The sequence below is a fragment of the Affinundibacterium seohonense genome, from assembly GCF_014284305.1.
Classification (GTDB): domain Bacteria; phylum Pseudomonadota; class Gammaproteobacteria; order Burkholderiales; family Burkholderiaceae_D; genus Undibacterium; species Undibacterium seohonense.
The window spans coordinates 389,816-414,695 of record NZ_JACOFW010000001.1 but is presented as its reverse complement, the minus strand read 5'-3'; the positions used below and the strand labels follow the sequence as shown (position 1 = coordinate 414,695).

22 protein-coding genes are annotated in these 24,880 nt (G+C 45.4%); 8 read left to right on the top strand and 14 right to left on the bottom strand.

Annotation, left to right across the window (positions count from 1 at the left end):
* Positions 1–8 precede the first annotated feature (8 nt).
* The gene (locus H8K52_RS01755; RefSeq protein WP_186920787.1) at positions 9–1,307 is read right to left on the bottom strand and encodes an NAD(P)/FAD-dependent oxidoreductase; all 1,299 of its coding nucleotides are present in this window, start codon (positions 1,305–1,307) and stop codon (positions 9–11) included.
* Between the two features lie 135 nt (positions 1,308–1,442).
* Here H8K52_RS01755 and H8K52_RS01750 point away from each other — a divergent pair, with 135 nt between their 5' ends.
* The gene (locus tag H8K52_RS01750) at positions 1,443–2,051 is read left to right on the top strand and encodes a TetR/AcrR family transcriptional regulator (RefSeq protein WP_186920785.1); all 609 of its coding nucleotides are present in this window, start codon (positions 1,443–1,445) and stop codon (positions 2,049–2,051) included.
* Between the two features lie 7 nt (positions 2,052–2,058).
* Here H8K52_RS01750 and H8K52_RS01745 read toward each other — a convergent pair whose 3' ends face one another.
* The 11 genes from H8K52_RS01745 to H8K52_RS01695 all read right to left on the bottom strand — a co-directional run bounded on the left by H8K52_RS01745 (position 2,059) and on the right by H8K52_RS01695 (position 16,522).
* Positions 2,059–4,308 (bottom strand): bifunctional diguanylate cyclase/phosphodiesterase, encoded by a 2,250-nt coding sequence (locus H8K52_RS01745; protein WP_186920783.1) that lies wholly within the window; start codon positions 4,306–4,308, stop codon positions 2,059–2,061.
* Positions 4,309–4,665: 357 nt separating this feature from the next.
* A complete protein-coding gene (locus tag H8K52_RS01740; protein WP_186920781.1) occupies positions 4,666–6,405 on the bottom strand; it encodes a PhoH family protein in 1,740 nt (579 codons plus the stop codon).
* A gap of 116 nt (positions 6,406–6,521) precedes the next feature.
* A complete protein-coding gene (locus tag H8K52_RS01735) occupies positions 6,522–7,022 on the bottom strand; it encodes a peroxiredoxin (RefSeq protein ID WP_315468293.1) in 501 nt (166 codons plus the stop codon).
* A 43-nt stretch (positions 7,023–7,065) separates the two neighbouring features.
* On the bottom strand, positions 7,066–8,010 hold the full coding sequence (locus H8K52_RS01730) for a polysaccharide deacetylase family protein (RefSeq protein ID WP_186920779.1): 945 nt from the start codon (positions 8,008–8,010) through the stop codon (positions 7,066–7,068).
* Positions 8,011–8,086: 76 nt separating this feature from the next.
* Positions 8,087–9,127 carry a bifunctional UDP-4-keto-pentose/UDP-xylose synthase gene (locus H8K52_RS01725; protein WP_186920777.1) on the bottom strand — a complete coding sequence of 347 codons (1,041 nt, stop codon included), beginning with the start codon at positions 9,125–9,127 and terminating at the stop codon, positions 8,087–8,089.
* A 103-nt stretch (positions 9,128–9,230) separates the two neighbouring features.
* Positions 9,231–10,181, bottom strand: a complete 951-nt coding sequence (locus tag H8K52_RS01720; RefSeq protein WP_186920775.1) for a formyltransferase — start codon at positions 10,179–10,181, stop codon at positions 9,231–9,233.
* Between the two features lies 1 nt (position 10,182).
* The gene (locus H8K52_RS01715; protein ID WP_186920773.1) at positions 10,183–11,139 is read right to left on the bottom strand and encodes a glycosyltransferase; all 957 of its coding nucleotides are present in this window, start codon (positions 11,137–11,139) and stop codon (positions 10,183–10,185) included.
* 20 nt (positions 11,140–11,159) lie between these two features.
* Positions 11,160–12,287 (bottom strand): DegT/DnrJ/EryC1/StrS family aminotransferase, encoded by a 1,128-nt coding sequence (locus H8K52_RS01710; protein ID WP_186920772.1) that lies wholly within the window; start codon positions 12,285–12,287, stop codon positions 11,160–11,162.
* Between the two features lie 58 nt (positions 12,288–12,345).
* Positions 12,346–14,022, bottom strand: a complete 1,677-nt coding sequence (locus H8K52_RS01705; RefSeq protein WP_186920771.1) for a glycosyltransferase family 39 protein — start codon at positions 14,020–14,022, stop codon at positions 12,346–12,348.
* The gene (locus tag H8K52_RS01700; protein ID WP_186920770.1) at positions 14,019–14,396 is read right to left on the bottom strand and encodes an Mth938-like domain-containing protein; all 378 of its coding nucleotides are present in this window, start codon (positions 14,394–14,396) and stop codon (positions 14,019–14,021) included. The genes H8K52_RS01705 and H8K52_RS01700 overlap by 4 nt, the downstream gene beginning before the upstream one ends.
* A gap of 110 nt (positions 14,397–14,506) precedes the next feature.
* A complete protein-coding gene (locus H8K52_RS01695) occupies positions 14,507–16,522 on the bottom strand; it encodes a preprotein translocase subunit TatB (RefSeq protein WP_186920769.1) in 2,016 nt (671 codons plus the stop codon).
* Between the two features lie 291 nt (positions 16,523–16,813).
* Between H8K52_RS01695 and H8K52_RS01690 the strand changes: the two genes are divergently transcribed.
* Together H8K52_RS01690 and H8K52_RS01685 are read left to right on the top strand one after the other, a co-directional pair.
* A complete protein-coding gene (locus H8K52_RS01690; protein ID WP_186920768.1) occupies positions 16,814–18,070 on the top strand; it encodes an aminotransferase class I/II-fold pyridoxal phosphate-dependent enzyme in 1,257 nt (418 codons plus the stop codon).
* 38 nt (positions 18,071–18,108) lie between these two features.
* The gene (locus H8K52_RS01685; RefSeq protein ID WP_186920767.1) at positions 18,109–19,419 is read left to right on the top strand and encodes a homoserine dehydrogenase; all 1,311 of its coding nucleotides are present in this window, start codon (positions 18,109–18,111) and stop codon (positions 19,417–19,419) included.
* A 159-nt stretch (positions 19,420–19,578) separates the two neighbouring features.
* Here the strand turns inward: H8K52_RS01685 and H8K52_RS01680 are convergent, their stop codons facing one another.
* Both H8K52_RS01680 and ygfZ read right to left on the bottom strand, forming a co-directional pair.
* Positions 19,579–19,881 (bottom strand): DUF4936 family protein, encoded by a 303-nt coding sequence (locus tag H8K52_RS01680; protein WP_186920766.1) that lies wholly within the window; start codon positions 19,879–19,881, stop codon positions 19,579–19,581.
* A gap of 8 nt (positions 19,882–19,889) precedes the next feature.
* The gene (gene ygfZ / locus H8K52_RS01675; protein WP_186920765.1) at positions 19,890–20,909 is read right to left on the bottom strand and encodes a CAF17-like 4Fe-4S cluster assembly/insertion protein YgfZ; all 1,020 of its coding nucleotides are present in this window, start codon (positions 20,907–20,909) and stop codon (positions 19,890–19,892) included.
* A gap of 123 nt (positions 20,910–21,032) precedes the next feature.
* Here ygfZ and mltG point away from each other — a divergent pair, with 123 nt between their 5' ends.
* From mltG to H8K52_RS01650, 5 genes are all read left to right on the top strand, one after another.
* On the top strand, positions 21,033–22,028 hold the full coding sequence (mltG, locus tag H8K52_RS01670) for an endolytic transglycosylase MltG (RefSeq protein ID WP_186920764.1): 996 nt from the start codon (positions 21,033–21,035) through the stop codon (positions 22,026–22,028).
* A 25-nt stretch (positions 22,029–22,053) separates the two neighbouring features.
* Entirely contained in the window at positions 22,054–22,704 is a 651-nt protein-coding gene (gene tmk, locus H8K52_RS01665) for a dTMP kinase (RefSeq protein ID WP_186920763.1), read from the top strand.
* 24 nt (positions 22,705–22,728) lie between these two features.
* Positions 22,729–23,772, top strand: a complete 1,044-nt coding sequence (holB, locus tag H8K52_RS01660) for a DNA polymerase III subunit delta' (RefSeq protein ID WP_186920762.1) — start codon at positions 22,729–22,731, stop codon at positions 23,770–23,772.
* Between the two features lie 61 nt (positions 23,773–23,833).
* A complete protein-coding gene (locus H8K52_RS01655) occupies positions 23,834–24,223 on the top strand; it encodes a PilZ domain-containing protein (RefSeq protein WP_246464188.1) in 390 nt (129 codons plus the stop codon).
* 84 nt (positions 24,224–24,307) lie between these two features.
* Positions 24,308–24,832, top strand: coding sequence for a GNAT family N-acetyltransferase (locus H8K52_RS01650; protein ID WP_186920761.1), 525 nt, complete (start codon positions 24,308–24,310; stop codon positions 24,830–24,832).
* Positions 24,833–24,880 lie beyond the last annotated feature (48 nt).

The following is a 24,880-nucleotide window of genomic DNA, read 5'->3' as shown; positions in this document are numbered from 1 at the left end:
TTTTCGCTTTACTCAGTGCGAGCCCAAGTTGGACTCAAATCAAATTGTTTGATTACGCGAAGTGCTGATTTTAGGCCGTCTTCGTGAAAACCATAGCCAGTCCAAGCGCCCGCGAACCAAGCCTTATTGTGACCTTGAATGGAAGATAAGTCAGCTTGACTTTCAATCGCTTTTTGATCAAACACAGGATGATCATATTCAAATTGCGCAAATACACTTTCAGCTTGTGGTTCATGAACAGGATTTAAGGTAACGATGACTGGTGTCTGTGTATCTAATCGCTGCAATTGATTCAGCAAATAACTCACGCAAACTGATTGGGTGTCTGAAGCCCCCGTCGTCTTTCCGTTTCCAGTATGTCCAATATAATTCCAAGCACTCCACACCTTTTTTGAACGTGGCAGCAGAGAAATGTCAGTGTGCAGGTAGGCCGTATTTGCTTGATAGCGGACTTTGGAAAGTAATTGAAATTCCGCTTCACTCGGATCAGTCAGCATACGCAGCGTGTCTGGCGCATGCGTGGCAAAAATAACTTGATCGAATAGTTCGGTGTTGCCATTAGACGTCACCATCACACCATGCTCAGTGCGCTTTACTTCGGTAACTGGGCTCTTTAGTCGAATATCTTTGAGTGTTTCAGCGATCTTTTTAACATAGCTGCGCGCGCCATTTTGGACAGTACGCCATTGTGGGCGGTCATTCACCTGCAGTAAGGCGTGATTGATACAAAAACGTAAAAACGTACGGGCCGGGAATTCTAAAATATCTTTTGGTGAACTTGACCAGATGGCGGCTGCCATCGGTATCAAGTAATTATTGGCGAACGCCGGATTATATTTCTGTTCGCGTAATAACTGGCCGAGTGTGATGCCGGACTCGATACTCGATTTTAGATTGTTCGCGGCATCACGATTAAACCGCAAGATATCCTTGATCATTCCTAGAAAACTTGGCGACAATAGGTTTTTTCTTTGCGCGAAAACAGTGTCTAGGTTAGTGCCTGCCCATTCTAATTCACCATCATTCAATGAAACGCCGAAGGACATGTCTGTGCCATAACTATCGATCCCCAATTCAGCAAATAGGGCGATTAAGTTGGGATAGGTTTGGTCGTTGAACACAAGAAAGCCTGTATCAACGACCAATATTTTTCCATCTAAGTCGATATCGACGGTATTGGTATGGCCGCCAAGATAATTATTCGCCTCAAACAATGTGATCTCATGTTGTCGTTGTAGGAAATAGGCACTGGCTAAACCTGAAATGCCAGCGCCGACTACCGCGATTTTTTGTTTTTTGTGCGTCATACGTTTTCCCAAAGAAGAACCAGAAGCTAACTTGTCTCGCTTATGATGCTTGAAATGATTGTGCGGGCTTTACTTCAATGTTAAGATTAATACTAACCTGTAAAAACCGCTACTAATTGGTAGATATTAATACTTATGAGTATCTTTAGCAAACTAAATTTTAAAGATCAGGCGTTTCGCTTGAGAGAAGACGCGATTCTAGACGCGACAAGTAATGTTCTCGCAGCAAAAGGATTTGACTTGATGACAATGGACGATGTTGCTAATTTGATTGGCATTTCCAAACCTAGTCTATACAAACATTTCAAATCAAAAGAAGATTTGGTGGGCGCCGCCATGATACGTTTGCTAGACGGCGCAACCACGCAATTAGAGTCGTTTCCATCGGAATACTCTGCAAAAGAAAAATTGTCCGCCTTATTGGAATGGGCGCTGCGAGTGCGCTTGGATGGTGGGCTACCATTTTTGCCATCAACCAGCAATGCAGTACGTGAAATGTTGATGCGCAATCTTAAGTACGTTGGGCGTGTGATTAAGCTCAATTCGCAACTAGAAAAATTGGTTGTGGCTGCCCAAAAAAATGGTGATTTGAGCAGTAAGCTAAGTTCCGACGTGATTTTGTTTAGTTACTATGCGAGAAGCTGCGATCCTGCCGTGGACTATTTACAGCGGTTTAGCAAGATGGACTCCAATGCCATCGTCGAAAACATGCTGCGAGTTTGTTTTCAAGGGCTAGAAGACTAGGCTATCACTATTGATGGTCATGCAACCAAGCATGGAAATCAACTTTGTTTTGTGGCTTTGCATAGAGAAAACCTTGAGCCTGATAACAACCAAATTGCAATAGATAATTTGCTTGTTCGAGATTCTCCACGCCCTCAGCAATGACTTCAAGATGTAAGCTTTGAGCTAATTGAATAATCATCTTGGTGATGCTACCTTCGTTTGTCCCGCTGGTAATCTCATTGATGAATGCTCGATCAATTTTTAGCTTATCGACGTTGAGCTTCTGCAGATGACTCAGCGAGGAAAATCCTGTGCCAAAATCGTCAATCGATATTCTGACACCTTTCGACTTAATTTTCCCCAAGGTTAAAGTCAGTACTTCCAAGTCTGCCATTGCCATCGATTCGGTTATTTCTAATTCTAGGCATTCCGGTGGTATCTTCGTGTCAGCTAACACCCGCTCTATGACTTGCAGAAATAAAGGGTGAGTAAATTGCGCTTGCGAGACATTCACCGATATTCGAAACTCTTTAATACCTGATTTTAAGATTTTATCGAGCTCATAGCAGGCAGTCCGTAAGACCCATTCTCCGATGCTCACAATGAGGCCTGAATATTCGGCAATGGGAATGAACTTATCGGGAGAAATTAAATCACCATCTTCTGTTCTCCATCGTAATAGCGCCTCTGCGCCAAAAGGCTTACCGTTACGCATATCGATTTGAGGTTGATACACCACAAATAATCGTTCATCTTCAAAGGCGGTACGTAAGGCATGCATCATGCGAACCCGTTCTCGAATCTCGACTCCCATCTCTCGGGTGAAATAGCAATAGGCAGCTCGATGATAAATTTTTGCCCGCTTCAGAGCAATATTGGCGTCTTTTAGGGCATCTTGGCCACTTAGTTCGTAATCTGAAAATTTAACTAAACCGAGTGTTGCCGATAATTGAACCTGTTGATGATCAACGGTAAATGGCTGTGAAAATAAACTCAGTACGAGCTTAGGTGAGACGATAACTTCATGTCCAAGCAAGGCAAATGTATCATTACCGATGCGTGCGATTTTGCAATTATCACCAAAATGGTTACTCAAACGGATGCCAACCGAGCGCAACAAAAAATCACCAAATCGATGACCTAAGGCGTCATTCGTCTCCGCAAAGTGATCGATGTCGATGAGTGCTAACACGCTATCTGCGCGTTGATGTGAGTTCAAAGTCTGCTGCAAGTTTTGTAATATCTGAAGTCGGTTAGCTAGCCCTGTTAAAGGATCAAAGAACGCCAAATTATGCATTTTTGAATTTAGCATGACGTTATCTAGGCAGACAGAAGCATTACTGCAAAACATCTCCAAAATTCGAATTTTGCTAGCACTCTGTGTGACTCCGCAATTCAAATAAATTGTCAGATTGGCTCCGGCAAGATTGCTTAAATATAGGACAGTTTGGTTCTCAGTAAATAGGTGTCGCTGTTCGAATTGCGCTTTCTGAATGCATTGTTGTTCTGCTTTACCTGCTACCTGCACAAAAGGTTGATCCAGCCAACTTTGGTAAATTTCTGTGCAAGCGGTTACTCGGAGACCCTGCGCAGAATCGATATTGCTCGGGAAAGGAATCTGGGTGAAATTTGCTGTACAAACGAAAGCGTTTACCTCGCAACCAAGCAATTCAAAGATATAGTCGAGCAGTAGTTTGGAGAAGTCGTTGAGGTTATTCGTCGTCATTAGCAAACTGCTGGCACCGATAATCAATTCCAAGCCTTGCTTACTCGAAGAAATAATCTTTATTTGCTCATAAGAACGAACTGCTGATGTGACTGCGGTAAATAGCTTCGCTTGTGTGAGTTCAGTCTTGCTTTTGTAATCATTGATGTCGAAATCACGAATAGCATCCATTTCGGGTGCATAACCAGCCTGTCCAGTACGCAATATAATACGAACATCATTGAGCCCCAATGTATCCCTTACATAGGTCACTAACTGCAAACCCGTATCGTCCTTTTCCATGACGACATCTAACAAAATAACGGCAATATCCTCTTCGTGTATAAGAACTTGTCTGGCTTCTGCAGTGGTGTAGGCATGTAAAAAATGTAGGCGGCGCTTTTGTATTTTGAGACCTTGCAGCGCAAACATCGTTGCTGAGTGGACATCCGGATCGTCGTCGATAATTAAAATGTTCCAGCAGTTTTGCCGGGCGGTCGATTCGCCGTGGTCATCATCTGTGTCGTCCTCCAGAAACAGAAGTGTGTCATCTACGTTATTAGTATTCATGCGCTCTTCGACTTGATTCAACTGGGCTAGGCACTGGCTGTTAGATATTAATAAATGAATTCTACGGATGAGACTGAAACCAAAAAAAACAACATCGCTGCTATCGCCTCTATGTCCTTAGGTCTTGATTTTGATAACACATGCCCGAAATCGACCATTCAATGTCAGGTGTAATCAAGGTAACTAATTTGCATCTATGAACAAAGAGGGTTTCTGCAAGTTCTGAAGTTCTAATGACTCGAGTACGTACGCATTAGGCCAGAACAATTGTAAGGTTTATTTCCAAATACAAACTATCTAAGACAAAAAAAGCGCAATTCATACTCGAATTGCGCTTTTTTTGTTGCTAAATCCCAATTAGAGGATTTCGCTTGCGTGATCTGCCAAGCGCGATCGTTCACCTCGCGCTAAAGTGACATGGCCACTGTGAGCCCATCCTTTAAACCTATCAACGACATAGGTCAATCCACTAGAACCTTCGGTCAAGTAAGGTGTGTCAATCTGAGCAATATTGCCTAAGCAGAGAATTTTGGTGCCTGGCCCAGCGCGAGTGACTAGAGTTTTGACTTGTTTTGGTGTCAAATTCTGCGCTTCATCGATAATCAAAAATTTATTCACGAAAGTGCGTCCGCGCATGAAGTTCAAGGACTTGATCTTAATTTTTGAACGAATCAAATCCTGTGTCGCAGCACGTCCCCAATCACCTGCATCGCTATCTGATTTATTTAAGACCTCTAGATTGTCATCGAAAGCGCCCATCCATGGAGACATCTTTTCTTCCTCTGTACCAGGTAAGAAACCAATGTCTTCACCGACTGGAACAGTTACGCGAGTCACGATAATTTCATTGTAGGTTTTGGTCTCTAAGACTTGTGCTAGACCTGCAGCTAGCGCCAGTAATGTTTTACCCGTACCCGCTTGGCCGAGCAAAGTGACGAAATCACATTCAGGATCCATCAAGAGATTCAAGGCAAAATTCTGTTCTCGATTACGTGAAGTTACACCCCAAACACTATGTTTCGAGTGGCCGTAGTCACGCAAGGTTTGTAAGACTGCGGTTTTTCCATTGATCTGTCTAACTTGCCCATAAAAAGACGCCTCACCGTTATTGGGCTCAAGGTATACGAACTGATTGACCAGAAGTGAAGGGATTAGCGGCCCAGTAATACGATAAAAAGTGGTGCTGATGCCATTTTTATTTTCTTGCCAAGTTTCAATGCCTTTACCATGTTTGCTCCAGAAATCACTAGGCAGTTGCACAATCCCGGTATAAAGCAAATCGGAATCTTCCAGCACGTGATCATTGAAGTAATCTTCTGCTGGCAATCCCATTGCACGGGCTTTGATTCGCATATTGATATCCTTCGATACCAATACGATAGGGCGTCCTGGAAACTCGGCTTCTAAAGCGCGTACCACGCCCAAAATCTGATTGTCTGCTTTACCTTGAGGCAGTCCTTGTGGCAAGGTAACGCCTTGCAATTTCGTTTGAAAAAATAAGCGTCCCTTGGCATCTTTATTGCCGAGTTTGGAAAGTGGAATGCCAAGCTCAATATCTTCATGTTCGATACCGCCGACTAGCGCATCAAGATTGCGAGAAATCTGTCGAGCGTTCCTGGCGACTTCTGACATACCCTTTTTATGATCATCTAATTCTTCCAAGGTGATCATGGGTAAATAAATATCGTGTTCTTCGAAACGAAACAGCGAGGTTGGATCGTGCATTAAGACATTCGTATCCAGAACAAATAGTTTCGTAATGCCTTTTTTGTCCGCAGCTTTACTGACCGGTGATTTGGCTGGATTATTCTTTAGCTTGTGATCTGTTGTCTGTACCGTGCTCGTCGGGCTAGCTGTGTTGTGTGCAGTTTTGCTTCTGGCAATCGCTGGTGTCGTCGCGTTTGTTTTTATCGCACTAGCCTTCCTAGCTTGTGTCGCTTGGGGTTGGCTAGTTTTCGCAGTCGAAGCTTGTTTTGCTATCAAAGTTGGCTTCACTTCCGTACTGACCGCTTGTTTTAATTTTCCTTTATCTGCTTTAGGATAGTCTTTCGGAGAAAGCAGGGCCGCCGGTTTGGTCGGCATTTTTGGCAGGGGCATTAGAACCTCTTAGAAAAAATAGTGATGTGAAAAGGAAAATAACAAAAATAAAAGCCGCTTGAGAAGCACATGATGTCTTCTGAAACGGCTTTCATTTGATAATGATTTGATTTCAATTAAGTTTGGCTACTCACAAAATCTAACACGGCTTGAGCATGGTCGGCGACCTTCACTCCGCGCCATTCTTTCACTAACTTACCAGACTCGTCAATAACAAACGTGCTGCGTTCAATGCCGCGTACTTGTTTACCGTACATGTTTTTCATTTTCATCACATTAAACATCAAACACAGGGTTTCATCCGGATCCGTAATCAGTTCAAATGGCAGTTCTAGCTTGCTCTTGAATCCTTCATGCGAACGCAAGCTGTCGCGACTAATTCCGAAAATGACGGCATTATTCGCGATTAGTTGTGAGTGAATATCACGAAAAGCGATGCTTTCGGTTGTGCAACCAGGGGTGTTATCTTTTGGATAGAAATAGAGAATCACTTTCTTTCCAAGATAAGTGTCTAGCGAAAAACCGCTGGCACCAGTCATCGACGCTGAGAATGTTGGAACTTGACAACCAATGGCGCTTACAGCCTCGTTGCTTTCCTTATTGAGACTTTCTGACACAAGTATCTCCTAGAAAAAAGATGTGAATTGGAGAGGTGATGAGCTATTTCGCATCGAGCGCGAGTAATTCTCCAGAGCGTCCAGGGAGCTCAGCCCATGTTAATGGATAGACCGGTAATTCTTGTTCCCTAATGTTGGCGAAATATTGCCCCATAGAAATGCAAAGATATCCTTGTTCGCTCCATCCATTAAGCAACTCAATTAAGATGGGGGCAAGTTTTTGTCCTTCAAGCTCTGCATGCATAGTAAATACATGATTTCTCGGTTCAGCTGTCAATCCTAAAATAACTGAGGCAATAGTTGACTCGGTGACGACAGCGCCATCAATTTCTACGCCAAGTAATTCGTCTAAGGTTGGCAAAGTAGTTGGTAATTGCACACAATCAAAAACCTGATCGTCATGACTGAGCCGATATGGTCCTGCTGCCGGATTTGCCAGCGAGCCATCTTCCTTTAGCATCGCCCGCGTGTCGGACGAATAGTGCATACCAAATTGATCCAATTGCGCGAAAGCATGTGGATTCATCTGCCAGCCCGCCGCGCCATAAGTTTTAGGCGGGGCGCCAAAAATTTCATTGTAGCGTTCGTAGGCCGCTAACATTTGTTTTTGCGTCCACGCCTCGCCACGACGGCGTACATTATCTTGCCACACGACATGATCCCAACAGTGAATGCCGCATTCAAAGCCAGCTCGCTTGGTGGCGCGCATTTCTTCCACACATTCTTTACCAATATCTGGCGCTGGCAAAAATACACCATACATTAAAGTCTTAGGACCGTAATGTTCGAGTACGGAAGTTCTAGAGACTTTTTTGAAAAAACCCGGACGGAATGCGCGACGCAAGGCCCATCCCGTGTGATCCTTACCTAAGGAAAACAAGAACGTGGCATTAGCTTGATGTTGCTTGAGGATGCGCACCAGATTTGGCACGCCCTCACGGGTGCCTCGGTAGGTGTCCACATCAATCTTTAATACGATAGTGGGCATCGGTTTTTGAAAACAATAGTTGGAATCTAAAACTGTCAGGACTCGCTTTCTTCACCAGTCCTGACACAGATGGCATTTAGTCCATCAAGGCGCGAGCTTGTCCTACCTGACTACGGTAGGCATCAAAAATGTGACGCATGGAATCTGCCATCGTCGTAGTTGGTGCCCACCCTAACTCTTCACAGGTATTCGTGATTTTTGGTACGCGATTTTGTACGTCTTGATAGCCACCACCGTAATAAGCTGCCGAAGTCGTTTCAGTCAATTGTACTTTCTTCGCTGATTCAGCATATTCTGGATATTCAGCAGCAAGTTCCAACATCATGTGCGCCAATTCACGGATAGAGTGATTATTGGTTGGGTTGCCGATATTGTAGATTTTGCCGGAAGCGACGCCGTCTTTATTGGCGATGATACGTACTAATGCGTCAATACCGTCATCGATATAGGTGAACGCACGTTTTTGCGCACCGCCATCGACCAGGGAAATATTTTCACCACGAACGATATGGCCGAAGAATTGCGTTACCACGCGTGAAGAACCTTCTTTTGGTGTGTGAATGGAATCCAAACCTGCACCGATCCAGTTAAATGGACGGAATAGTGTGAAATTCAAACCTTCCATGCCATAGCCCCAGATGACGCGATCCATCAATTGCTTGGCGCAAGAATAAATCCAACGTGGTTTATTGATAGGGCCGCAAATCAATTCGGAGTTTTCCGGGTCGAATTCTTCGTCATGGCACATGCCATACACTTCAGACGTGGACGGAAATACTAGGTGTTTGCCGTATTTCGCTGCTGAGCGGACGATAGGCAAATTCGCTTCAAAGTCGAGTTCAAAGACACGCAAAGGTTGTTTTACATAAGTTGATGGCGTTGCGATCGCGACTAAAGGCAAGATCACATCACACTTTTTTACATGGTATTCAACCCATTCTTTGTTGATCGTGATATCGCCTTCAAAGAAATGCATACGTGGGTGATTGAGTAAATCGCCCAGACGTTCCGTTTGCATATCCATACCATACACTTCCCAATCCGTCGTTTCGAGAATGCGTTTGGACAGGTGGTGACCGATAAAACCATTCACGCCAAGAATAAGGACTTTTTTCATAGTAGTTTCTCTGAGAAATTAATGTAGTAGATTCGAATATTAGATTCGGCTAGCGTCACGCTAGATAAACGACGCAACATCGTTTTGTAGTGAAGTCAAGGACTTAGGCAAAAAAGAGCTTCAATGCTTCTTTGTCCAGTGTTTTGCCTTCGTGCTGCAAGGCTAAAATCTCAATCGCCTTGCCATCACCACAGACGCCAAAAATGACATTATCCACTACAGATACTCCTTGCGGCAAATTTGCTGGCACTTTTGTGGTGGAATGATTAATTAGGCGTGCTTTTTCTATAATGAAATGTTTGCCGTGGATGTCGGTAAAAGCGCCAGGGTAGGGCGGTGCAACCGCTCTGTGCAAGTTATAGACGTCTTGTGCAGATTTGCTCCAGTCGATACGGCCGTCTTCAGGTTTGCGTCCACCGAAGTAACTGCCTCTGCTTAAATCATTGGGAATACGTGGCGCAGTCCCTGCGATCATCGCTGGCAAGGCGTTCCACAAAGTTTGCTCAGCGGCGACGGTTAATTTGCCAAATACTTCAAATGCCGTGTCATCTGGCAAGATCGGTACTGCTGTTTGCCCAATAATGGCACCGGCATCCGGCTTCACCGTCATTTCGTGCAGAGTCGCACCGGTTTCGGTTTCGCCATGCAATACGGCCCAATTGACTGGCACACGACCGCGGTACTTTGGCAAGAGAGAACCGTGCAAGTTGTAAGCGCCGCGTTTTGCCAGCGCCAAAATATCCTTGGACAGCATATTGCGGTAATAAAAGCTGAAGATGAAATCTGGCTGTAGTGCCGCAATTTGTGCAATCACTTCAGGTGTATTCGGATTGTCCGGCGTAATGCGTGGAATGCCACGTTCTTCACATAGCGCTGCGACCGATTCAAACCAGATAGTTTCCGTCGCACTGTCTTCATGACTGACGACGAGTTTGATATCGATACCCCGCGCCAGCAAGGTTTTGATGCTGCGCACACCAACGCTATGGTAAGCAAAAACGACTGCAGACGGCTTTGCCGAATTAGCGGCATCCTTGATTCCGGAGTCAATCATATTAAGCTTGATCTCCAGGTTTATTTTCCAAGATCGTTTGCACCACAAAGCGTGGGCGGCCTTGTACTTGCTGGTAAATGCGACCAACGTATTCGCCCAATAAACCAATACCGAACAAAATCACACCCATCATAAAGAAGGCAATCGCGAACAACGTGAACAAACCTTCGGCTTCTGCTCCGAGCAAAAAACGGCGGATCAACAACAAAACCACCAAGCCGCCAGACAACCCCGACAAAACCATGCCCATCATCGAAAACAACTGCAAAGGCATGATGGAAAAGCCTGTCATCAAGTCAAAATTCAAACGAATCAGACTGTAGAATGAATATTTGGATTCGCCCGCACTACGTTCCTCATGTTCAACCACGATTTCGGTCGGCTTACGAGCAAAGGTATAGGCGAGGGCGGGTACAAAGGTGTTGACCTCGGTGCATTGATTAATCAGATTAATCACATTACGACCATAGGCTCGCAACATATTGCCTTGATCCGTAATTTTAATGCGAGTGATCTTTTCGCGAATGCGATTCATCGCTTTTGACAAGTAAGTGCGCCAGGCAGCGTCTTGACGTTTGCGACGGATAGAGCCGACGTAATCGTAACCTTCACGCATTTTGTCGACCAAGGCTCCAATTTCTTCCGGTGGATTTTGTAGATCGGCATCTAATGTGACCACGATATCACCTCGACTAGCCTGAAAGCCCGCTAAGATCGCCATGTGCTGGCCGTAATTACCATTAAATAAAACTGCGCGCGTCACATCAGGGCGCAAGCGAAATTGATCTGCCAAGATTTCAGCGGATCGATCGCGACTGCCATCATTGACAAAAACAATTTCGTAAGTGATGCCGCGCTCTGCGAGCTTATCCAAAGCTGGGTAAAGTCGAGCATATAAATTGGCGAGGCCAGCTTCTTCGTTATAAACAGGAATGACAACGGAAAGTTCAGGATGCATTGTGATTATCTGTGAGGAAATTAGTGTAGACAGGATTTTACCGCAGCCACTACCCGTTCGACATCACTTTCGTTCATGGTCGGGAAAAGTGGTAGCGTCACAATTTGCTTGCCAACACGTTCGGCGATAGGGAACATGCCATCCGTAAAGCCGCGCTCACGGTACAAGGTGAACAAATGAATAGCGCGATAGTGGTAGCCAAGTCCTATCCCCATATCCAACATTTTTTGCATGAATTCCCCGCGATTGACGCGTTCAGGCAAAACAATATGGAACATGTGCCAGTTTGAATTCGTAAAATCAGCGACTGGCAATTCAGCGCCAGTCAGCGTTTCAAAATCGGTACCGAAGCTCGTGAAGTAGTGATGCGCGAGTGCTTTGCGCTTGGTATTGAATTCTTCCAAACGTTTCATTTGCCCCAGACCTATGACTGCAGAAATATCCGTCATATTGTATTTGCCGCCCAAGACATCGACGTCGATGCCATCGAGTCCAGTGCGTGAAACACCTTGCAGACGATATTTTTCAGCCAATTTGGCTTCGTCTTCATTATTTAATACCAGGCAACCACCTTCCGCGGTCATGACGTTTTTATTCACTTGAAAACTGAAAGAGGCGAAATCACCGAAAGCGCCTATGCGTTGACCTTTCCAAGTCGAGCCGATCGCTTGCGCGGCGTCCTCGACTACACGTAAATTGTGTTTCTTCGCAATCGCATATAAATGATCCATATCGCACGGCAGACCGCACATGTGAACCGGAATAATGCCTTTGGTGCGCGGTGTAATTGCTGCCTCGACTTTGTTCAAATCAATATTGTGGGTTTTCGGATCAATATCCACAAACACTGGCGTAGCACCAACTTCGATAATTACGTTGGCGGTGGCAACCCAGGAATTGGGCGTGGTAATCACTTCATCACCAGCGCCGATGCCCGCGATACGCAAAGCGATCTCCATTGTGCAGGTTCCGGAATTAAAGGTGCGTACCGGACGACCGCCAAAGTAAGTCGATAATTGTGCTTCCAAGGCTTTTACATTGGGGCCACTCGTGAGCCAGCCAGAGCGCAGCACCTCAGCCACTGCACTGATGGTCTCTTCGTCGATTGTTGGCTTGGTAAATGGAAGAAATGCCTGGTTGGTGCTCATATTATTCTTTCGTAAAACAAATAGTGTTGATCAGTGCGGACGTGAATGGCAGCGTCGATTAAGGAATCGCAACGATAATCCGCTTAGGATCTTCGCCAATAAGCTTCATCGGTACCGCTTCATCTTGCATCGCTTTATAGACCGTAGGATTCAAGAACGCTACAGCCTTTTCACCTTTTGCATGCATTGCTCGCCACTTGATAATGAAGTCGGCCCGTTTTGGTATCCATAATTCTGGTTGTATGCCCACGCCAAATTGCATTTCGTCCGGATTCTCCACCAAAATTGTGGTACGGCGCAAATAGAATGGTAGTGATTGTTCATAGCGGGCAACTGCAAAAATTGGCGTATCGGCTTTTAATTCAGCTTGGATAGCAGGTAAGTGATAGATACCAGCACTGTATTTGCCCCATTGATCGTGACCGATGAAAACCACTTGGCCACCGAGATAGCCACCAATCGCCATCGCGAGCACAGCGACATCTTTATGGCGTTTCGCGAACAGGATACCAACTAAACCACCAACTAGTGCAATGGTGGCAGCGGCATACGCCCACGGTATCATTGTTTCATAAAATGGTAGTTCGTACGGAGCCTTTGCGATACCTGCGATCTTGGGAGTGAACACCAATGAGGCCACACCAATTAACGTCAACAGACCCGCATTGAGACGTAAACTCATCACGGATATTTTCTCTAATTGACAAGCAATCAAAATCGCTAAGGCTGGAAATATCGGCAAAATATAAGACGGTAATTTTGAACCTGAAACACTAAAGAAAAAGAAAATAAAGACCGCCCAGATCGTCAACATTTTCTTGGCTTGGAACTGACTTTGTTCTTTACGCAGTGATGCCAACAAACTTTGCAATAACAAGCCTAACCAAGGAACGATGCCGATGATCAGCAATGGAAAGAAATAGTACCAAGCACCACCGCGTTTATGCACGGTGCTGGTGAAGCGTTGAAAATGTTCGTGGATAAAAAAGAACTGTGGATGCTCAGGATTGGCTTGCCACACCAAAATAAACCAGGGCACGGTAATCGCAAAAAACAACAACAAACCCTTGCCCATATGCAGGCGTAACCATAATCCAAGATCGCGCGTCCAAATCGTGTACAAAACTAGCACCGCACCAGGTAGCACAAAGCCGATTAGCCCTTTAGACATCGTTGCCAGTGCCATGCCAGCCCAGCACAGCAACATGCCATTTCTTTGTTCTTTGTCGCTGGCGCCATCACGTTGTGCTAATAATAGACCGCACAATGCCAAGGTCATCATGCCGGACAAGCCCATATCCAAGGTATTGATATGTCCCATCGCCGCCCAGTAAAAACTGGAGCCTAAAATTAAAGCTGTGCTGATCGCAACTCGACGACCATAGATTTTGTAAGCGGTATAGCTAGCCGCTAAAATACCGATTAACCCACACAAACCGGTCCAAAGTCGCGCCTGCCAATCGCCCAAGCCAAACAAGCTAAAGGTGAGTGCGTTCATCCAATTTTGCAGTGGTGGTTTTTCGAAGTATTTGATACCGTTTAAACGTTGTGTAATCCAATCACCAGTCGCCACCATTTCACGCGCCATTTCAGCGTAACGACCTTCGTCGGTTGGCACTAACGTACGTGCACCGAGCATGTAAAACCAAATAATTAAGAACCCCACCAAGATTGCCCACAGTGTCCGAACTGAGTCATACGGGGTCTTCAGGTAAGAAGATTGAGATGGATTCATGTTTTCTCCAAAATCAATGCTAGTGCAACTTTACGACCTTCGGCCATCAAAATATTGTAGGTGCGGCAGGCGGCTTGGTTGTCCATGCATTCGACTCCCTTGTGTTGGGCGCTTAACGCAACGATGAGTTTTGGATGAACAAACCGTTGTTTTTTACCCGTACCTAGGATCACCACATCAGGCGATGTTCCAGCAATTTGTTCGAAGTGTTCTGTTGCCAAGCTGTCAAAATGCGCTACGTCCCAAACCACTGGCGCAGTTTCTGGCAATACGATGAGACTATGTTCGTAGCGAATCAGGTTAAATTCAACGCCTTGTTCGTCGTAGGCGGTAACGGTTTGATATTGTTGGGTATTGGTGGCGTGGAGCTTCATATCAATTTTATTTGGATTTTTGAAAAGCATAGCCAGCTAGCTATGGAAAAAGGCTGGCGCATTGTAGCTTTTTTCGACTTTATCCTCAAAGGAAAAGAGGTTCATCAGTCTTATTGGCTACGATTTTCCTTCGGTGGCGGCAATAGAAATTCGCGTGGGTGACTTCTGAAGCGACGACTAATTGCTCGTAATAGTGCGATACGTTGCGTGAAATCCACGCCTCGTGCTCGTAATGCAACTGACAGAGCTAAGTAAAAACTCACACCCAAGTTCATCATGCCGATCCCAAGAAATCCTAGAGCTGTCGTGACAATTAATTGCCACGGCACGTGAAAATCAAGTGCAAATAGTGAATAGCCCCACATGGCAGAAGACAAAGTCGTATGTCGAACATCAATTGGTAATCCGAGCAAAGCACCGAGTCCAGCCGCGCCACCCAGCAAGAAACCTAAAAAGAAATTGCCAGCTAAAACACCTAGATTATTCCGAATATATTCACTCACTCGCTGCCACCGTACTTTGCCAAACAGTTTTTGCGCCCACGGCAATTGATTCAGCCTTTCAGGTATTCGACTGTAACTGCAAAGATTGTCATAGTATCCGGCAATCAAACCTGCAAGAAATAAACACACCCCTGCGAGACCGCCAAAAATCAACGTTCCTGGGCTAAAGAGATTGATATCCTGCAGTAAATGTTTCGCTTTTTCGGGAGAAACAAAATGCGTTCCGCTCAGGTATTGCACTAGATAGGCAATCAGCAATGCTACCGGAATCGCTAAGCCGATGTTTCCTACAATTGCCGCTAGCTGAGTGCGCATGGTGCGCGCTACCAAACTTACTAAAGGCTCTAGATCATGTTTGCGTTCACGTGGATTGTCTTGAATTTCGCCGATGGCTGCGGCGATCGCATTGGCCGTCATGGCTGGCTGCTTTGTCGCCACCGAAAAATGTAATAGGTGTATCAGCACAAAACCGAATCCGTAATTGAGGCAGTTCGCAAGCACTTCTGCAAGCGGTGCCAATCCACGTGAGCCGATATTGATCTTGATCGCCGCGACTATAGCCACCGCCAGACCACCACCTGCAGCCGCTTTTAGCATAGCGAAATAGTCTTTCCGCGTTTCAGTGATGTAGTGTTCTCCACTACGCCCTGCATTTTCTGTCACACGCAAGGCAACAAGTTCGGCGTTTTGTTTCCAAAAATCGCGAACCTTATTTTGGCTACATTCCGCGACTGCTAACTCTTGCCAGATCGCTGCAATATGGGCTGTGCGTGCTTGATAGTCTTGGCGTACATGACTTGCCACCAGATTGCTTAGCGTCGCTAATCGATCTAAGTGTTGTTGTAGGCGTCGCAAATGAAAAGTCAGTTGAAAACTCGCGCCTTGTTGTTGCGCCCGCTTACGGATGCGAGAGATCGTAGTGCGTGCTTGTGCAATCAGTACTTCCAGTTGCGCAATATCCGTATCAAGAGTCTCGGCCTTGAATTCTCCAGTAATTAATTGTATTTCTACCGACTTTACTAAATCTAGCGCTTCTTCACATACACCCAAGAATGGCGAGCCATGATTCTCCAGTGATGGATCTAGGCGTAACATTTCAGTTTCCAGTCCCGTCGCAGCAATTCGATGGGCGACAACGCGCAGAGCTTCCAAGGTGTCGGCCAACATGGATGATTTGCCCGGGGCAGAGGAAACAGAGTCGAAATCTAATAATGTGATAATGCGCTGCCAGTCTTCATGTCGACTCTCTGCTATCCAATTTGCATCACTTGCTTGCAATAATTCTCGCAATCCATCTTTGAGCTGTGTTGCATCATCGACTTCTGGAAGTAACTTGTGCGAAATTCGACGTAAAGTTTCAGAGAAAACCCCGGTTGCTGGATAAATTCCTGACGTAGCGAGCAGCAGTACTGCATGTCTTTGCGAAAAAAGGCTCAGTAAGGCATTTCGAAGTCCGGTCGCCAACTCTGGTTCGGATTCTAGCAATGCGATCAACGCTGGCAATTGGTGTGGTCCATGACGCGTCGTAGGACGAAGTAAAGCAAATAATCTGACGAGGATGGGCAGGGCATCAATGTCCATTGGCGTTGGAGATTGAAGCTCTTTTAACAGGGTTTTTAACATGGAATCTCGATGTGGGGATAAAGACATACTGGCGTTTTACCATAGTTAGCGGACATCTCCGACCGCTTGATTCTTAAATATGCCGAACTGAAATGAAGATTTCGTGCGGAGATTTCAGATATTTAGTTCTTTAAATTGTGCCTGAAGCGTAAAAGCCAAGAGGTAAACGCTGTCTTTGTGGGAATCTCCCTAAATAATTTGGCGAAACACATTGATAAAATCAGTCGCATTGGGCAGAATGGTTCATTCGGCAGTGCAGCATTTTATAATTCACTTTTTGAAAGCAGTCTCGTGCGCCCCATCCAAAAATCCCAAAAACTTGCAGACGTTTGTTATGACATCCGCGGCCCCGTCATGGAGAAAGCCAAGCAGATGGAAGAAGAAGGTCAAAAAATCATCAAATTAAATATCGGCAATCTGGCGGTATTTAATTTTGGTCCACCGGACGAAATCGTCCAGGATATGATTTTGAATATGCAAAGTGCGGCGGGCTACACCGACTCGAAAGGCATGTTTGCACCGCGCAAAGCCATCATGCATTACACCCAAGAAAAGAAAATTCGGGGCGTGACGATGGATGATATTTATATTGGCAATGGCGCTTCCGAGTTAATCGTGATGGGCATGAATGCTCTACTGAATTCTGGTGATGAGGTGTTGGTTCCAGCACCGGATTATCCGTTGTGGACTGCGGCGGTAAGTCTCTCTGGTGGCAAACCTGTGCATTACATCTGTGATGAAAGCGCTGGATGGATGCCAGATATCGACGATATCAAACGCAAAATTACGCCGAATACCAAAGCGATTGTCGTGATCAATCCGAATAATCCTACTGGTGCTTTGTATCCGATAGACATTCTACAAAAGATCGTTGATGTTGCTCGTGAAAATCAATTGATTGTGTTTGCCGACGAGATTTACGATAAAACGTTGTACGACGAAGCAGAGCATGTGTCGATTGCCTCTCTAGCCGATGATGTCTTGTTCTTGACGCTTAACGGTCTTTCCAAAAATTATCGCTCTTGCGGCTATCGCGCAGGTTGGATGGTCATCTCTGGTGAAAAGCGTCATGCCAAAGATTATATTGAAGGCTTGAACATGCTGGCGTCGATGCGCTTATGCTCGAACGCGCCGGGTCAATTCGCGATTCAGACTGCTTTGGGGGGCTATCAAAGTATTAAAGATTTAGTTGGCCCTGGTGGCCGACTATTAAAACAGCGCGATCTCGCGCACAAACTATTAACCGCAATCCCCGGGGTCACATGCGTTAAGCCAAAAGCGGCGCTGTATATGTTCCCCAAACTTGATCCGGCTATTTACCCAATAGAAGACGATCAGGCTTTCATTCAAGATCTGTTGGTTGAACAACGTGTTTTACTAGTGCAGGGCACAGGTTTTAACTGGATTGCACCGGATCATTTCCGCGTTGTGTTCCTGCCCAATACCGATGATTTGACGGATGCGATGAATCGCATTGCGAGCTTCCTCGAAGGCTATCGTCGCCGCCATGGCACAGGTGAATTCGCGCCCAAACAAACAAATGAATAATCTATAATCAATCTTTTTTCAAATTAATTTAAACATATATGAAACCCATCAAAGTAGGCCTATTAGGATTAGGCACAGTCGGCTCCGGCACCTTCAATGTTCTCAAGCGCAATCAAGAAGAGATTATGCGCCGTGCTGGTCGTGCGATTGAAATTACGATGGTGGCAGTACGTAATGTGGAGCGCGCAAAAGAAATCGTCAAAGGTGATGTTGAAATCGTCACCGACGGCAATCTGGTCGTTAATCATCCAGATATCGACATCGTCGTGGAACTGATTGGTGGCAACGATATTGCCAAAGATTTGGTGCTAAAGGCGATTGCCAACGGCAAGCACGTCGTCACGGCAAATAAAGCGTTGATCGCTAAACACGGCAATGAAGTATTTAAAGCCGCGCAAGACAAAGGCGTCATGGTGGCGTTTGAAGCCGCAGTTGCTGGCGGCATTCCTATTATCAAAGCTTTGCGCGAAGGCTTGACTGCAAATCGCATTCAGTGGATCGCCGGCATCATCAATGGTACGACGAATTTTATTTTGTCGGAAATGCGTGATAAGGGATTGGATTTCGCGACCGTCCTCAAACAAGCACAAGCGCTTGGTTACGCCGAAGCGGATCCGACTTTTGATATCGAAGGTATCGATGCGGCACATAAGTTGACGATCATGGCATCCATCGCATTTGGTATTCCAACGCAATTCGACAAAGCGTACATCGAGGGCATTACGAAATTAGAAGCAACGGACATCGAATACGCTGAACAACTTGGCTATCGCATCAAACTCTTAGGCATTACTAAGCGCAGTGAAGCCGGCATAGAGTTGCGCGTGCATCCAACTTTAATCCCAGAAAAACGCCTTATCGCCAACGTAGAAGGCGCAATGAATGCGGTATTGGTGCAAGGTGATGCAGTCGGTGCCACTTTGTATTATGGCAAAGGTGCAGGTTCAGAGCCAACAGCCTCTTCCGTGATTGCGGACGTAGTCGATATCACGCGTTTGGCAACTGCCGATCCTGAACATCGTGTTCCGTATTTAGCATTTCAACCAAATGCATTGAGCGACTTAAAAGTATTGCCAATCTCTGAAGTATTTACGAGTTACTACTTGCGTATGCGCGTAGAAGATAAGCCGGGTGTATTAGCCGACGTTACAAAGATACTCGCCGAATTTTCGATTTCTATCGATGCAATGCTGCAAAAAGAGCCAGCAGAAGGGGAGTCTCGTACGGACATCATTATGTTGACTCATCAAACCCAAGAAAAGAACGTCGATGCAGCGATTACTAGAATTGAGGCCTTGGCTTCAGTGACCGGTAAAGTGACCAAATTGCGTTTGGAAGAGCTGAGCTAAAACGCAATTTACATGCTTAGATCTTAAAAAAAGGATGTCATCGATACGACATCCTTTTTTTGCTTGATATAAGCAGAACAAATCAATTGTTGGATGCGGATTTCGACGCGTCAGCGTCCTGCTAAAGACCAATTTCACAACTTGCTAGTGTCGCCATGTTTAGGCATTCGCGTCGATAAAATATTCTAAGCGTCGCTCGCCAATGACATGATCAAGGATGCCGGAGGCGATGGCAGCGTCTTTTACAATTCGTTCGAACTGCGCAGGTACGTCTCTATAGATTTCCATCCACGTATGAATGCCATCTGATGCTTCTGGACGTCGCTGTAATTGTGGAGGTGTCATCGCGAAATCACTGCTGGCCCACAAATTTTCCACCACATAGTGTTGTAATCGATTGGCGCAGACCTGTATTTGTCTGGCATTTTCCACTTTCGCTTTGTAGTAAATGTAGCAGTCCATGTTTTCACCTATTCAGTTACGTCGAGATATGCATATGGTAGCGGGATAAATTCTAAAACGGGTCCATCGCTAACGCCTAGATGTACTTTGCCTTGCTCTTGATCCGCCAGCTTGATTTCTATCAAACAGGCAAACCGTTTGTCAAAATTGCGTTCTGCATTGACGATCATGCCACAAGGCTGGCTAGGATCATTGTCAGAAAAAATCTCCATTGTCACCTCGACGGTTTCAGCCTCAACTAGTGCAATTGCCATGCGTCGCTTGAGTTTGCCGAGATACTGGCTACGGGCGACGATTTCCTGTCCCGGGTAACAACCTTTTCTAAAATTGACACCGCCAATTAATTCGAAATTAATCATCTGCGGTACAAATTTTTCTTTGCTTTGCTCGACAACTTGCGGCACACCCGCATGAATATTGCCTAAGCGCCAGATGCTGGCATCAATTTTTAATAAATCCGCAGTGAGCTGTGTCGATACAGTCGCCAATTTCTCGTGGCTGATGATCCACTGATAGCGAGGTGAATCAAACGCATCCTGCACGCGAATTACACTGCCCATACTGCCGCTGACTTTATCATTAATCGTGCTGGGTAGCTGCGTAAATTGGGTCAATAAGAAAATTTCTGCCGCTTTGCCGCCAAGCCCAAGAATCGCGAATTGTTCGCTGATGTCTTCCAGCTTAACTTTGGAGCGCATTACGAACATTTGCAAGCGCTTTTGCAAAGCGGGCTGTAAGCTAGATGAACATTGCAGGATGATATCGCTATCCGTTTTCCAGTATAAAAAACTCGCTAACATACGACCCTTAGGCGTGCAATAGGCCGCGTAACGTGCTTGTGTTTGATTCAAATGTTCGACGTCATTGCTGAGTTGATTGTGCAAAAAACTGGCAGCGTCGTCGCCATTGGCTTGTATTAAACTTTGATCTTGCAGTTGGCAGATGTATCCGTTTGTTAGTTGTTCTACGCGCATGTTGGTCGCGTTGAAGTGCGGTGCGGATTCGAATAATTGCTGTGTTGTGCTCATATTGTGCTTATCGTGTGCTTGTGTTGTGCTAATTTTTTCGGTTTTTATGTCAATGCAGAATGTTCCCAATTACAATGACAGCGATTTTTATGATTATCGCAGCAAAATGAGATTAGTGTTCACATGGCTTCTTTGAAAAAATTCTTTGTTTTTTGTACTTTACTGGTTTTACTAATCGGTGCTGCCAGCGGCTGGTGGTTTATACGCTGGATGGACACCCCATTGAGCAATGATAAGGTCGTCGAATTCACGATCAAATCAGGTAGCAATATACGCGCAGCTTCACGTCAGATAGTTGATGCTGGCGTTCCTGTCCATCCTTATCTATTTGAGGCGCTCGCCCGTATCACTGGCAAAGCTGCTAGCTTAAAAGCTGGGTCGTTTGAATTACAAACACAAGAAACACCGCAGCAATTACTCAAGAAAATGGTGGAAGGGAAATTTAGTTTTACTAACTTGAGCATTATCGAAGGTTGGAGTTTTAAACAAATGCGCAATGCGATCGATGCGCATCCAGCAATCAAACACGATACAACAGGCCTGTCGGATCGAGATTTGCTTGTTAAAATCGGCAGTAAATACACGCATCCCGAAGGATTGTTTTTTCCTGATACGTATTTATTTGCCAAAAATAGCAGCGACGTTCAAGTCTATCAACAAGCGCATCAAGCGATGTTAAATCGCCTTGATGAAGCCTGGAATAAACGTGCAAACAATTTACCTTACAAGGATGCGTATCAGGCTTTGGTGATGGCCTCAATCATCGAAAAAGAGACCGGGCAAGCCTCTGAACGCGGCATGATTGCCAGCGTATTTGTGAATCGTTTGCGGGCGGGCATGTTATTGCAAACTGATCCAACCGTCATTTACGGCATGGGCGAGAAATTTCGAGGAAATATTCGCAAGCATGATTTGACGACTGATACGCCTTACAATACTTATACACGTGCTGGCTTGCCGCCAACACCAATTGCGTTGCCGGGTGTAGATGCCTTAAAAGCCGCGCTCAATCCCGAACCCAGCAATGCCTACTATTTTGTGGCGCGTGGAAATGGCACTAGTCACTTTTCAGAAAATTTAAATGACCACAATAAAGCGGTCAATAAATATCAGCGCTGAGTACCTCAATAAAAACGTAAAAAATATGACGAAAAAAAAGCATAAATCCGGTTTGTTTATCAGTTTCGAAGGGATTGATGGCGCTGGCAAGTCCACCCACATTAGTTTTGTCCAAAACATATTGGAGCAACGTGGAATTCAGGTTGTTTCGTCTAGAGAACCAGGCGGAACACCACTGGGTGAAGCCTTGCGCAGCTTGTTGTTGACAGAAAAGATGCATCTCGAAACCGAAGCGTTGCTGATGTTTGCATCACGACGTGAACATATCGCGCAAGTGATACAACCAGCATTAGATGCTGGTTCATGGGTAATTTCAGATCGGTTTACGGATGCCACTTTTGCCTATCAAGGTGGGGGGCGCAAATTGAATTTGAATAAATTGAATGTCTTGGAACAGTGGGTGCATCCACATCTGCAGCCCGATTTAACACTGTTGTTTGATGTTCCCGTCGACGTAGCGCGTGCTCGTCTAGACGCCACTCGAACTTTAGACAAATTCGAACAAGAAAAGAGTGATTTTTTTAACGATACGCGCAATGAATATCTGCGTCGTGTGGCGGAATTTCCGCAGCGTTTTAAGGTCATCGATTCGACCCGTAGCATCGCCGTCATTCAACAAGAATTAGCTGACATCATTGACGTGTTATGCGCCAAGGCAGCAAATAGACCAGACTGAATAAACAGGCGGACTTGAGAAAAAATGAGCAATACTTTATTCGATTGGCAACAAGATTCTTGGCAACAAATTATGGCAATGCGTGCACGTATGCCACATGCCTTTTTACTTTACGGTTCAGAGGGAATAGGCAAAGCGCAGTTTGCCGAACACTTGGCTAAATCGCTGCTATGTGAAACGCCAGCGGAAGCTGGACATGCTTGCGCACAATGTTTGTCATGTAAATGGTTCGATCAATACAGCCACCCGGATTATCGACGAGTACGTCCTGGCCTGCTTGATGAAGAAGATGCGTCCGAAGGAGAGGCAGGGGAGAGCAATGAAGAAGCGGAAAAAAAATCCGCAAAATCGAGTAAGGCGCCGTCTAAAGAAATTGTGATTGACCAAGTGCGAGCCCTGGCGAATTTCATGAATATTTCGACTCACAGGCAAGGTACCCGTGTCGTGGTCATGTATCCGGCGGAAGCCTTAAACACACCAGCCGCGAATGCTTTGTTGAAATCCTTGGAAGAGCCCAATCCCAATACAGTTTTCATTTTGGTGTCACATAAAATAGACAGATTATTGCCGACTATCTTGTCCCGCTGCCACAAACTTGCCCTGACGATGCCGACCAAGGAACAAGGTTTGGCTTGGCTCCAAGCGCAAGGCGTCAAGGAAGCAGAAGTCTGGTTGGCGCAACAGGGTGGTGCGCCTTTGTTAGCATTGGACATGGCGCAATCTGAGGATTTGAAGGACCTTGATGATCTTTTGCGCACTCTTGCTAGACCTGACATTGAAGTCAGTTTGAAAACTGCCGATAAGATGCAAAAGATGGATATGCCGCGAACAGTCTCTTGGTTACAACGGTGGTTATACGATATTTTTTCCTATAAACAAACCGAACTGACACGCTATTATCCAAAGCATCGAAACGACATTGCGAAGCTCGCTGACCGTATTACTCTGGAAAAATTGATGCAAGTGATCAAAAACGTACAAGATAGGCAGGCAATTGCAAGTCATCCATTGTCAGGCAAGCTCTTTGTAGAAGATATGCTGTTAGAATATTCATCCGCTTTCATCTAAGTATCGACGATGTAGAATTCCTAGCGCGTGCAGGATGACTTACACATCAACAGGAAAAATTATGGCTGAATTACCTCAAGATCCGGGCATTCCATTAAATATGCCTTCGCCCTCCAGGCCCTCTGTTCTTTCTTTAGCGATTAAAGAGCGTTCTGCATTATTTTCAGCGTACATGCCTTTTCTGAAAAATGGCGGTATCTTCGTTCCAACCAATAAGTCCTATAAGTTGGGGGAGGAAATCTATGTCATTCTTACTCTGCTTGACGATCCGAGCAAATATCCTATTGCTGGCAAAGTTGCTTGGGTAACACCTGCTGGTGCTGGTAACAATAAATCACAGGGTATCGGCGTACACTTTCCACAAGACGAAAGTGGCATACGTGTTAAGGCACGAGTTGAAGAGGTACTAGGCGCAACGATTAGATCGTCGCGCGCTACGCATACTTTATAAGTCGAACGACTTTTCTCCCTATTTCCCCAAGCGCTGATACTTTTCAAACAAGTTCAGCGTTTTTATTTTTAGCATCGAGCACTTATGGCATCCAATACCTTATCGACGTTCACCCACCGACTTGCGCAATTGGAGGATCTCAACGCGATCGTCGCGATTTATAATTCGACTATTGCTTCACGTATGGTCACAGCCGACACGGAAGAAATTTCAGTCGCATCGCGATTGAATTGGTTCCACGACCATACCCCTGAAAAACGCCCGTTGTGGGTGGTCGAAGGTGAAGGTGGGCAAATTATTGGTTGGCTATCCTTCTCCAATTTTTACGGGCGTCCTGCATATTCAGGCACGGCTGAACTTTCGATTTACCTGCATGAATCAACCCGCCGTCAGGGTTTGGGGCGCTACTTATTGGAGCAGGCGATTCTATTTGCTCCGCAAATCCAGGTCCATACGCTGTTAGGTTTCATCTTTGGTCACAATGTCCCAAGCATGAACTTATTTGCCTCGTTCAATTTTGAGATTTGGGCAAATATGCCTCGCGTTGCGAATTTGGATGGTATCGAGCGAGACTTGATTATTTTTGGCAAACGGATTGATGGTACTTAGGCTTTTTTTTTACCTAAACATGAACTGGTAAGCGCATTCAAATATGCA